11 protein-coding genes and 2 other annotated features are annotated in these 12528 nt (G+C 34.5%); of the genes, 10 read left to right on the plus strand and 1 reads right to left on the minus strand.

Annotation, left to right across the window (positions count from 1 at the left end; genetic code table 11):
* Positions 1–246 precede the first annotated feature (246 nt).
* The 3 genes from AC22L0_RS05860 (at position 247) to AC22L0_RS05870 (ending at position 2474) form a co-directional block, all read left to right on the plus strand.
* A complete protein-coding gene (locus tag AC22L0_RS05860; protein WP_087968017.1) occupies positions 247–1119 on the plus strand; it encodes an aminoglycoside 6-adenylyltransferase in 873 nt (290 codons plus the stop codon).
* 118 nt (positions 1120–1237) lie between these two features.
* Entirely contained in the window at positions 1238–2065 is an 828-nt protein-coding gene (locus AC22L0_RS05865; RefSeq protein WP_000291226.1) for a peptidoglycan-N-acetylglucosamine deacetylase, read from the plus strand.
* A 70-nt stretch (positions 2066–2135) separates the two neighbouring features.
* The gene (locus AC22L0_RS05870) at positions 2136–2474 is read left to right on the plus strand and encodes an SdpI family protein (protein ID WP_033667343.1); all 339 of its coding nucleotides are present in this window, start codon (positions 2136–2138) and stop codon (positions 2472–2474) included.
* A gap of 47 nt (positions 2475–2521) precedes the next feature.
* On the opposite strand, the gene AC22L0_RS05875 is transcribed toward AC22L0_RS05870, so the two are convergent.
* On the minus strand, positions 2522–3130 hold the full coding sequence (locus tag AC22L0_RS05875; RefSeq protein ID WP_000141384.1) for an NUDIX hydrolase: 609 nt from the start codon (positions 3128–3130) through the stop codon (positions 2522–2524).
* Positions 3131–3211: 81 nt separating this feature from the next.
* On the opposite strand from AC22L0_RS05875, the gene AC22L0_RS05880 reads away from it, so the two are divergent.
* The 7 genes from AC22L0_RS05880 (at position 3212) to AC22L0_RS05910 (ending at position 12373) form a co-directional block, all read left to right on the plus strand.
* Entirely contained in the window at positions 3212–3850 is a 639-nt protein-coding gene (locus AC22L0_RS05880; RefSeq protein WP_061457078.1) for a pyridoxamine 5'-phosphate oxidase family protein, read from the plus strand.
* A gap of 383 nt (positions 3851–4233) precedes the next feature.
* Positions 4234–4465 (plus strand) — a binding site (T-box leader).
* A 114-nt stretch (positions 4466–4579) separates the two neighbouring features.
* Positions 4580–4811 (plus strand) — a binding site (T-box leader).
* A 151-nt stretch (positions 4812–4962) separates the two neighbouring features.
* Positions 4963–6258 carry a homoserine dehydrogenase gene (locus AC22L0_RS05885; RefSeq protein WP_001066899.1) on the plus strand — a complete coding sequence of 432 codons (1296 nt, stop codon included), beginning with the start codon at positions 4963–4965 and terminating at the stop codon, positions 6256–6258.
* Positions 6251–7309, plus strand: coding sequence for a threonine synthase (gene thrC / locus AC22L0_RS05890; protein WP_000276439.1), 1059 nt, complete (start codon positions 6251–6253; stop codon positions 7307–7309). The genes AC22L0_RS05885 and thrC overlap by 8 nt, the downstream gene beginning before the upstream one ends.
* The gene (gene thrB, locus AC22L0_RS05895) at positions 7306–8199 is read left to right on the plus strand and encodes a homoserine kinase (protein WP_000612105.1); all 894 of its coding nucleotides are present in this window, start codon (positions 7306–7308) and stop codon (positions 8197–8199) included. The genes thrC and thrB overlap by 4 nt, the downstream gene beginning before the upstream one ends.
* A gap of 131 nt (positions 8200–8330) precedes the next feature.
* The gene (locus tag AC22L0_RS05900; protein ID WP_001031483.1) at positions 8331–8540 is read left to right on the plus strand and encodes a DUF6366 family protein; all 210 of its coding nucleotides are present in this window, start codon (positions 8331–8333) and stop codon (positions 8538–8540) included.
* 207 nt (positions 8541–8747) lie between these two features.
* On the plus strand, positions 8748–11051 hold the full coding sequence (locus tag AC22L0_RS05905) for a glycoside hydrolase (RefSeq protein WP_000738150.1): 2304 nt from the start codon (positions 8748–8750) through the stop codon (positions 11049–11051).
* Positions 11052–11371: 320 nt separating this feature from the next.
* On the plus strand, positions 11372–12373 hold the full coding sequence (locus AC22L0_RS05910) for an LCP family protein (protein ID WP_001987131.1): 1002 nt from the start codon (positions 11372–11374) through the stop codon (positions 12371–12373).
* Positions 12374–12528: the final 155 nt, after the last annotated feature.

Raw genomic sequence — 12528 nt, forward strand, 5'->3', positions numbered from 1 at the left:
GGTAGATGTCCTTTCTTTATTTTTTGTATTCGAGACAGAATTTTCGGTATAATTAAAAGTGAATGGTAGAAAGCATTGGGAAATTGAAAGGGATGGCAGTTGTAAAAGAGTGATGTAAGGAGGAAAAAGGGATGAAAAAGAAGTTTCAAAAATTATAACATGTATCGTGTATAACGAGATTAGCTCGTGGACCTCCAATATACATAACACTATATTATATATTAAAAAATTGGAGGATATAAGTAGATGAGAACTGAAAAAGAAATGTTAGACGTAATTATAAATATAGCAAAAGAGGATGAAAGAATTCGAGCAGTTATCATGAATGGATCGCGTGTAAATCCAAATGTGAAAAGAGATTGTTTTCAAGACTATGATATTATGTATGTTGTAAATGATATACAATCTTTTACGTCTAATCATAATTGGATTCATAGATTTGGAGAAATAATGATAGTACAAATGCCAGAAGAAATGTCGTTAGTTCAACCAGATGAAGATGGGAAGTTTCCATATTTAATGCAGTTCATGGATGGGAATCGGATTGATTTAACGCTAGTTCCAGTTGAGTTAATAAAAAAGTTCGTTGGACAAGATAGTTTAAGTAAACTGCTTCTTGATAAAGATAATTGTATGGAAGGATTCCCGCCAGCAAGCGATAAGGATTACTTAATAAAAAAGCCTACAGAAAAAGAGTTTTTGGATTGCTGTAATGAATTTTGGTGGTGTAGTACAAATGTGGCAAAAGGGTTATGGAGAGAGGAACTTTCTTATGCAAAAGGAATGCTTGAAGGACCAGTGCGAGATATGTTCATCGTAATGCTAGAATGGCATATTGGTATGAAAACAGACTTTACAGTTAATACAGGGAAGTTTGGAAAGCATTTCGAGCAATATATTGAAGAAGATATGTGGGAGCAATTTAAAAGGACATTTTCTAATGCTGAATATGAAAACATATGGGAGTCATTCTTTGTCATGAGTGATTTATTTAGGGAAGTGGCGAACGAAATCGCTAACACGTATGAATATCAATATCCGCAAGAAGATGATGATAAAGTGACGAACTATTTAAAACATGTGAAAACTTTGCCAAAAGATAGTACATCAATTTATTAATAATATAAAGCAGTAAGACTGTCCTAATTAAGGACAGTCTTATTTTTGTTTATGAATAACAATTTCTCTAACAAAGTGCAGATGAATCACATATGAAAATTTAGGGAGGTTTTTTATCATGTATTATTTTTATTCGCCACAAATGTTTACTCCATATCAATGGGGACTAGAACGAGATGTTTCGTATGCTTATATGCCATATAACTCACTTTATTATGGAGAATATATAAGCGCATTGCCATACGCATATATCCCTCAAAGCTATGAAGTACAAATGAAAGCAGATGATCGTGGATCGTGGACACCATTTTCATGGGTTGAAAAATATGCGTACGCATTTTCAGGACCGTATAATAAAGCGGAAGTAGCTCTTACATTTGATGATGGACCAGATTCAGAATTCACGCCAAAAATATTAGATAAGTTAAAACAACATAATGTAAAAGCTACTTTTTTCTTACTTGGTGAAAACGCAGAAAAATTTCCGAACGTAGTAAAGCGTATTGCAAATGAAGGGCATGTAATTGGTAATCATACGTATAGTCATCCGAACTTAGCGAAAGTAAATGAGGATGAGTACCGTAATCAAATTATAAAAACGGAAGAAATATTAAATCGTTTAGCTGGTTATGCACCGAAGTTTATACGTCCGCCATACGGTGAAATACTTGAAAATCAATTAAAATGGTCCACAGAGCAAAATTTTATGATTGTACAGTGGAGTGTTGATACGGTTGATTGGAAAGGTGTGAGTGCTGATACGATTACAAATAATGTGTTAGGGAATTCATTTCCTGGAAGTGTCATCCTCCAACATTCAACACCAGGTGGGCATTTACAAGGATCTGTAGATGCACTAGACAAAATCATTCCGCAGTTAAAAACGAAAGGGGCACGTTTTGTAACACTTCCAAGTATGTTCCAGACATCAAAAGAAAGAAAGTGAATGTGTTATGAATTGGGAAAATAAGGTTTATGTCGTATAATGAAAGTGTAAGTTAGGGGGGATATAATTGATTTATGCACTAGTAAACATAGGAATAAGTATATTGATTGGTATTATTTTTGTACTTGCGGCAATTATTCTTCAAAAAAATCCACCGACCGATATTAATGCGGCATATGGTTATCGTACGAAACGATCTATGAAAAATAAGGAATTATGGGGTGCGGGTAACAGGTATAGTGCAGAAGTGATGAAGCAAAATGGATTCATCATGATGTTAATTGGAAGTGTTATTAGTATACTGTTTAGATACTCCCATACAACGTTAGCTATAATGATCTTTATGCTAGTACTAATCATTCGCTTATTCATACGAGTAGAGAAAAGATTGAAGGCACTTGAGCAATAATGAAAAATAGGACTCCACGCAATATAATGCTAGGAGTCCTATTTTATTTATAAACTATTATTTTCTAGTAAGTCTTTTCCTTGTTCAACAACAAATTCATAGTATGCAAGATCATATGGATAAATATCATCAAAAGTTATCGTTATCGGTTTATTGCTCAAAACAGAAGTAGCTGTAAAAGATGAAATTTCACCATTTAATAGTTGTAGAAAAGAAGTTGCATGTACTTTCATCACATCGTCTACTTCTTCACCTGGTGCGAATGGAAGTGGATTGATGACATTGTGAAAATACATATGACAAAATTCACGATCAGTAAGATTTGAAATTTCATAATCTATTTTAAAGATTCCTTTGTATACTAAATCAGTAGTTTGAAAGGAAAGCCCCAATTCTTCTTCGATTTCACGAAGACCACCAATTTGTACATCTTCATCATGCATAATATGTCCAGCTGAAGTAATATCCCATATAAGTGGAGCTTCTTTTTTATTTTTAGAGCGTAATTGGAAATATAAGAATATATCTTTAGCATCTTTTTCTACAAACCAACAATGAAATGTTTCGTGCCAATCACCGTCACGATGCACTTCATCGCGTAATTTCTTCCCAAGTGTATTTCTTTCAGAATCAAATATTGTTAACCACTCTGTCATTTTAATTCCCCTTTCTGCAAATTTTATTATACAATATTCGTATTGAATTTTGGGAAAATAAAGAAAAAGGGGCGATTATAAGTGGAGATAGAGCGTATGGAAATAAAATCGATTATTTCAACAGAGGAAGAGTTACGGAAAATATTGGGGAAACCAAGTGAGCGAGCATTGAAAAAAGTTATTTCATCATTAGACCACCATTGTGTAGATTTCCTTTCTAAATCTCCTTTTCTAGTATTATCTACTGCAAATAAGTTGGGGGAGTGTGACGCCTCGCCGAGAGGAGACGCACCTGGATTTGTATACGTACTCAATAATAATAAAATTATCATTCCAGAAAGGCCAGGAAATCGTCGTATAGACTCCATTTTGAATATTATTTCAAATCCACGTGTAGGACTAATCTTTTTTATTCCAGGTCTTGGGGAGACACTTAGAATAAATGGCCGAGCGTATATTACAAACGACGAAGAAATTTTGAAAGAAATGCAGGCGAATGGACGTAATCCGTTGCTTGGAATTGTTGTTGAAATAGAAGAGTGTTACATTCATTGTGCAAAAGCGTTTATTCGTTCGAAGATATGGGATCCAGAATCTTGGTTAAATAAAAAAGAGTTACCTTCAGCAGCAAAAATGTTGTTAGAGCATGCGAAAGTGAATGCTTCAGAAGAAGATGTTGCACGTTCTTTAGAAGAAAGTTATACAAAAAGATTGTATTAAAAATTTTATTGATATAATTTTGTAAGGTGAGTATGTACGGGTTTTAGAATGGGGATTTATCCCGCATTAACGGGCAGTAACACCCCTACCTCAAAATTCAGCGAAAGCAAAGAAGTTAGGTGGGGATCAACTGCCCGTAAAAGCCCGATTGGTGAAGGCTAATAATCAGTGGGGATGAACAAAATCCTCACTGATTAAAGTTTCACTTTATATATGAACCGTTGATTTATAAACTGGAGAAATGACAAAATAGGTAAATTGAGTGGCAGTTGCATAATGCTATTGTGAAATATAATAAAAAATTATTTTGAAAATAGTTAGTAAAAATAGGCTTGCTTTTTAAAAATTTGATAACTATAATAAGTTAACAAATAGACATGAACGAAAAAGTAATGATAAGGACACGAAATCATTTTTACGGTTTACAGAGAGGGAAGCCAAGGGTGTGAGCTTCCTAACACGAGAAATGATTTTACCACCTTTGAACTTCAATAGTGAACGAGTAATCTAGTAATTATTGGCGGTATCAGCCGTTATCTGAACTTGAGCAATCTAGAAGGAGATACGTCTAGATTGGAACAAGGGTGGAACCACGAAAACACATTCGTCCCTTTCCTAGGGATGAGTGTGTTTTTTATGGTATAAGAGATTGAAAATTTAAAATAATTAAAAAATAGTATTGATTTTGTTTTTTATGCGAGTATAATGAGTTAACAAATAAACATGAACGAAAAAGTAACGATAAGGACACGAAATCATTTTTACGGTTTACAGAGAGGGAAGCCAAGGGTGTGAGCTTCCTAACACGAGAAATGATTTTACCACCTTTGAACTTCAATAGTGAACGAGTAATCTAGTAATTATTGGCGGTATCAGCCGTTATCTGAACTTGAGCAATCTAGGAGGAAATACGTCTAGATTGGAACAAGGGTGGAACCACGAAAACACATTCGTCCCTTTCCTAGGGATGGGTGTGTTTTTTTACTTTGAAAGGAGGTGCGGTAATATGAAACGATTTATAAGTACGGAAATAACCACCACCTGCATGACAAAAAAGCAGAGTAAGGTGATTTATAGATGTAACAATTAAACTTTTAGGAGGAGATTAGAAGATGAATAACGTTATAAATGTTGGGGTATTAGGTTTAGGTACGGTCGGAAGTGGTGTTGTTCATATTTTGAAAGAACATTATAAAAAAATCGCACTTGATACAGGATACGAAGTGAAAGTGAAAACAGTCGTTGTACGTGATTTGGAAAAAGAACGCGATGTTTGTATTGATGGAATTGCAGTAACAAGTCATGCAGATGAAGTTCTAAATGATTCAAATATTGATATTGTAGTAGAGGTAATGGGCGGAATTGAAGAAGCAAAACAGCATATTGTTAAGGCTTTACGAAATAAAAAACATGTCGTAACAGCAAATAAAGATTTAATGGCTGTATATGGTGCAGAGCTTCTTCAACTGGCGAACGATAATGATTGTGATTTATGTTACGAAGCGAGTGTAGCGGGCGGTATTCCAGTGTTAAGAGGACTAACTGATGGGTTAGCATCAGATCAAATTGAAAAAATAATGGGAATTGTAAATGGTACAACAAATTATATGTTAACAAAAATGAGTCAAAATGGATGGTCTTATGAAGAGGCTTTACAGGAAGCACAAAAATTAGGCTTTGCAGAATCGGATCCGACAGCAGATGTAGATGGACTAGATGCGGCGAGAAAAGTAGCAATTCTTGCAAACTTAGGTTTTTCGATGAATGTTTCATTAGATGATGTGCAAGTAAGAGGGATTCGAAAGGTCGAAAAAGAAGATTTACAAATGGCTGAAAAGTTAGGATTTACTATGAAGTTAATTGGTAAAGCTGAAAAACAAGGACCAGCCATTCATTTAAGTGTAGAACCGACGCTTTTACCGAGCCAGCATCCATTATCAAATGTGAATAATGAATTTAATGCGGTATATGTCCATGGCCAAGCGGTAGGAGAAGTGATGTTTTATGGACCCGGAGCTGGGAAGTTACCGACTGGTTCTGCTGTAGTAAGTGATATTATTTCAATCGTTAAAAATATGAATCAAGTTCCGAAAAATAAAAGTGCGTTAAAAGAACCAGTTCCTTATGAATTACAAGGTGATGAAGAAGTAGTTTCGAAATATTTCTTACGTATTTCATTACAAGATGAGCCTGGGATGTTACAAAAAATAACAGAATGTTTCGTTAATTATTCTGTAAGTTTAAAAGAGGTTATTCAATTACCTTTAAACCGTGAACTGGCAGAAGTCGTTGTTGTGACACATCGAACTTCCAAGTATCAATTTGAACGAGTTTTAGAAGCGATAGAAGCTGTCGCAAGTGAAATAAACAGTTACTACATTATTGAGGAGGAAAAACAATATGTATAAAGGACTATTAAAACAGTATGCGTCTTATTTACCGGTGAATGAAAATACACCTGATGTCAGCTTAATGGAAGGAAACACACCACTTATTCCATTATTAAATATATCAAAACAATTAGGGATTCAGCTATATGGTAAGTACGAAGGAGCGAATCCGACAGGTTCTTTTAAAGATCGTGGTATGGTTATGGCAGTTGCTAAGGCGAAAGAAGAAGGTTCAGAAGCAATCATTTGTGCATCAACAGGTAATACATCAGCGTCAGCTGCAGCATATGCGGCACGTCTTGGGATGAAATGCATTATCGTAATACCAGAAGGAAAGATTGCACATGGAAAATTAGCGCAAGCGGTCGCTTATGGAGCTGAAATTATTTCAATAGAAGGGAATTTCGATGATGCGCTTAAGGCTGTAAGAAATATTGCTGCAGAAGAGCCGATTACGTTAGTAAACTCAGTAAATCCTTATCGAATTGAAGGGCAAAAAACAGCAGCGTTTGAAATTTGTGACCAATTGCAAAATGCACCAGATGTTCTAGCTATCCCTGTTGGGAATGCAGGGAATATTACAGCGTATTGGAAAGGCTTCTGTGAATATGAGAAAGAAAAAGGTTATAAAAAGCCAAGAATTCATGGCTTTGAAGCGGAAGGAGCAGCTGCAATTGTAAAAGGGCATGTAATTGAAGAGCCTGAAACAATTGCAACAGCGATTCGCATCGGTAACCCAGCAAGTTGGTCGTATGCAGTAGAGGCTGCCGAGCAGTCTCGTGGTGAAATAGATATGGTATCAGATGAAGAAATTTTACATGCGTATAGGTTATTAGCAAAAACTGAAGGAGTTTTCGCTGAACCAGGATCAAATGCTTCATTAGCCGGCGTAATTAAACATGTTCAATCTGGGAAAATCAAAAAGGGAGAAACAGTTGTTGCGGTATTAACTGGAAATGGTTTGAAGGATCCTGATATCGCTATTTCTTCAAATCAACTAGACATCGCAAGTGTGTCAAATGATATAGAACAAATTAAAGATCATATTAAAGGGGTGATTATGTCGTGATACCATTTAGCGTTCGTGTCCCTGCTAGTACGGCGAATGTTGGTCCTGGATTTGATTCAGTTGGAATAGCTTTGTCATTGTATTTAGGTGTGGTGGTTAAAGAAAAAGCTGATAAATGGCAAGTAATCCATTCCTTTGAAGAATCAATTCCGACAGACGATAAAAATTTAATCGTTAGCACGGCATGTAAAGTATGTCCTTCTATATCACCCCATATAATAGAAGTTACTAGTAATATCCCATTAACGAGAGGGCTAGGAAGTAGTGCATCAGCGATTGTAGCTGGGATAGAGCTTGCGAATCAACTAGGCAATTTGAACTTAACTGCTGATCAAAAAGTTCAAATTGCTACAAATTTTGAAGGACATCCTGATAATGTTGCTGCTTCTATATTAGGTGGAACTGTAATTGGAGCACTTGATGGAAAGGATGTTTCCGTCGTAAGAATTGAGAGCAAGGAATTGGGTGTAATTTCTCTCATTCCGAATGCAGAATTAAATACAGATGAAAGTCGATCTGTATTACCAAAGATGTTTCCGTTTCATGAGGCAGTTAAAGCTAGTGCGATAAGTAACGTATTAGTAGCTGCATTATGTCAAAAGCGGTGGGAAGTTGTAGGTGAAATGATGGAGAGAGACCATTTTCACGAACCATATCGTTTAGAACTCGTACCATTATTACCATCTATTCGTAAATGCGCAAAAGAATTTGGTGCGTACGGCACAGCACTTAGTGGTGCGGGGCCATCTATTTTTATATTAACGCCATATGAGAAGCGTCAAGAAATCGCTGAGCAATTAGCGAGAGTATTTACAGATATGAAAGTATGTGAGCTTGAAATCGACCATAAAGGTATTATTGTAAATAAGGAAGAGCATATTGGATCGTAAAGAAAGCTGGCATGGCTAGCTTTCTTTACGTTGCAAACCTATTTTAAATTAGGTTTTTTCGGAAAAATATAAAACAAATGTTGATTTTGAATAATGTAAGTAAAGAGTGCATTCATTTTGGAGGTGATTAAATGAATAAAGAGTCACCAGAAGAAAAAAGAGAGCGTATGAGACAAAGTGAATTAAAAAGTAATCCTACGGGTTCTTTACGTGACGGACTCAATAGAGCGGAAACGGGTAGTCCAGTTGATATAGCAGGCGGTATGAATTGGAAAGGTACAGGAATAATCATTTTAGTACTACTTTTAGGATACATTGTATACACTTATTTTTTCAGTTGAAGAATGCTTGTTAAAATTTTGATTTGTTTAGTTTCATAATTGTTGAGAAAAAATGTAGTTACTGTATTACATATCTTCTAAGCGAATTATAGTTGTTCATATCAACTTTTAATACTCCAAACAGAGCTAGCAAAATGCTAGCTCTATTATTTTTTGCCACATTCCTGTAACAAAGCATCTGTATATTCATTGGTGGAGGTGCAGAGGATGAAAAAAATGATAGCGATATGTCTTCTTACAACTATGTCGTTTTCGACTTTAGTCGGTTGTGACGTAAAAGGTAGTAATGCTGTACAAGAGTCTAAAATAAAGAAAGCGACGTATAAAGATTTTACTTATGATGTAAATCCAGAAACATTCACATTAACTGTAGAACATGAGGGGGCAAAGGAACAGGCATCACAACCCCTACCGAAAATGAAGGTATCGAATGTAAAAAAAGAAAAGGATCGTACATCGTGGGAATATCCAGATCAAAAAGTAAAAATAAAATTAGAAAAGAAAAAAGACCACTTAAACATTGAAGTGGAATCGACTGGTGCAGAAAGCTTTACATGGCCGAAAGTAGAAGCTGAAAATTATACACTTCCGTTATGGGAGGGTAAGCAAATTCCGAGCAATGATGAGAATTGGAAGAAGTTTTTAAAGGATGATGCATATTCATTTGCTGAATCATTTTCTATGAAGTTTTTCGCATTAAATGGTTCGAAATATTCAATTGTATATATTGCAACGAATATGTTTAATAATGAATTGAAATTTCATTCGGATCCGAAAATAGGATTTGATTTTACACATGAATTTCCGAGCATAAATAAAAATAAAACATATGGATTTCAATTATATGTGACAAATAATGATGCGGTAAGCATTGCTAAACTGTATAAGGATGATATTGTTCGAAAAGGTGAATTTAAAACATTACAAGAAAAGGCTAGAAAAAATAAAGAAATCGAAAAGTTATATGGAGCGGCGCATTTTTATTTTTGGAATCAAAATGGTTTATTAGAAAATAATATAAATTGGCCAAAACTAAGGGAGCAAATAAATAGCCCGCTGTTTAGTCATATAAAAGAACTTATTCAAAAGAATAGTTCCGAGCCTGGGGAACTGAATGTATTGGATCAAGTAAGTAAACAAGATTTCATTGATAAGTATCAAAAAAATGTTATTTTACGTTATATAAACGAAGTATTATCGATGAAGGAATTTTATAAAGAGGATATTTTTCAAAACGTTAATCAGGAAGCTAGTGTGCTATTAAAGAAAGGTGTAGGTCACTTAACGAATACAGAATTGTATAGCTTAAATAAGCATTTATTAAAGTCGCTACTTGGTGATGCGGTTGAAGAGGTAAGTAAATGGGGTAATGCAGATGGAACGGATATATTAAAGGAAATGAAAGAGGCAGGAATAGAAAAAGCGTGGATTGGTCTGCCGAACTGGGAACAAGGATTTATGCAACCTAATTTCGTGACAAAAGCTAAGGAAATGGGGTATTTAGTTGGTCCGTATGATTCGTATCATTCCATTCACGAAAAAAGTGATAAAAATTGGAACACAGCATCCTTTAATGACCCGTCATTATACGAAGAGGCTACTGTAACGAAGAAAAACGGAGAAAAGGTGCAAGGCTTTTTAGGAAGAGGTCGCAAGTTAAATCCGACTTTATCGCTGCCTAGTGTAAAGGAACGCATGAATGATATATTACAAAATGGTCCTAAATATAATTCATGGTTTATTGATTGTGATGCGACAGGTGAAATTTACGATGACTATTCAGCGAAACATATAACGACGCAAGAGCAAGATTTAAAAGCACGTTTAAAACGAATGGACTACATTGCGCAAGAAAAGGGTATGGTCGTTGGTTCTGAAGGCGGAAATGATTTTGCTAGTAGTACGATTGCATTTGCACACGGAATTGAAACACCTGTTATTAAATGGGACGATGAAGATATGCGGAAAAATAAAACAAGTCCGTATTATGTCGGTGGATATTGGTCACCAAATCAAAATGTGCCTGAAAAATATGCAAAACAAGTACCATTGAAAGAAGAATATAAACAAGTATATTTAAACCCAGTATATTCGGTACCATTATATAAATTAGTATACAATGATTCCGTTATTACAACGCATCATTGGGAATGGGGAAGTTTAAAGGTAAAAGATGAAGTTGGAAATCGAATGCTGTCTGAATTATTGTATAATGTTCCTCCGTTGTACCATTTAGATGAAGTAGAGTGGAATAAGCATAAAAAAGAAATTACAGAGCATCTAAAAGTTTGGAATGAAGTTCATGAAAAAGCAGTAAAAGAAGAGATGACGAATTTTGCGTATTTGTCAGAAGATAAGCTAGTACAATCTGTTTCTTATGGAAAAGATATTAAAATCATTGTGAACTTCTCAAATGAAGACATGGAAGTAGAAAAAACGAAAATAAAAGCAAAGTCGGCTTACATTGATAATCAGGGGAAGAAAAGTGTGTATACGCCGTTTGAGAAATAATAAAGTTAAATATACTGTATTCATAGAGATTTTATAATTAGCTGGATTCTTTATTCATATCGTTTGTTAGGAAAAAGACATTCTAATTTAAAATGAAAGAGTTAATAAATTTGTAAATCCGTATGTTGCGAAGTGCTAAATTTTTGAAATTGGTAAATAGTGACTTGCCAAAAATAAGTACGAGAGTATAATGTGAAATGGAATACGTATTGGGTTTAAGTAGTAACCTTACAAAATTGTAAGGTTAGTGAAAGGAAATTCAATATGAAGATAAATAGACTTACATTATACTTGGTAAAGAGAAAGAGAGGCGAATGGGTATGAGCTCTGAATTAGAACAAAATACGAGAAGTAATAAAAAGCGTTCTAAAAGAAAGTCAATAAAATGGTTCATATTAATTCCATTTTTCCTACTTATTTTTGGAGGAGTAGGATATGGTTCGTTTATATATAATAAAGCAAAAGCTGTTGTAAATGATGCGTATGCAAAAATTGATAAGTCATCAAAGCGTGATAAAGAAGTTGAACCTTTAAAGGATAATATTTCAATATTAATCATGGGTGTAGATGGAAGTGAAATGAGAAAAAGCCAATATGGCGAAGCAGTTCGAACAGATGCACTTTTATTAGCAACAATTAATAAAGATGATAAGTCTGTTAAGCTAGTAAGTATTCCACGTGATTCACGTGTTTACATTCCAACTAGAAAAAAATTAGATAAAATTACTCATGCTCACGTATTTGGTGGCGTAGAAAGCACACGTGATACGGTGGAAAGATTTTTAAATGTCCCTGTTGATTATTATGTGAAGTTTAACTTTGAATCATTCGTACAAATTGTCGATTCAATTGGTGGTATTGATATTGATGTACCAGTTACTTTCACTGAACAAGATAGTAAAGACCAAGCTGGTATGATCCATTTAGAAAAAGGTTACCAACATTTAAATGGAGAACAAGCACTTGCACTTGCAAGAACGCGTAAAATTGATAGTGACGCAATGCGTGGACAGAGACAGCAACTTGTAATAGAAGCAATTGCTAAAAAAGCGATGTCTGTTCAATCAATTAGCAAAATGGGCTCTTTACTGGATGCGGTTGATAAAAATATGAAAACGAACTTAACATTTGACGATATGCTGGCCATTACAAAAAATATGGCAGGATCTAATTTGGAAATGGAAAAAATGCAAATAGAAGGTACAGATAAACGTATCGGTGGTATTTATTATTACATTCCAAATGAAAAAAATGTAAAAGACATTTCCAAAAAATTAAATGATCATTTAGGTGTAACGCCAAAATCAGTCCGAAACGAATAATAAAAAAAGATTGGCTTTTGCCAATCTTTTTTTATGGGAATGTATTTGTAACTTTTCTGTAACGATTTTTTAGTTTAGAAAAATTATACTCATATGTATGAGTATAATGGATAGGTAAAAAGGTAAAAGGACATATTCAAAATTTGTGGTAAGGA

This window comes from Bacillus sp. LQ01, assembly GCF_057624735.1.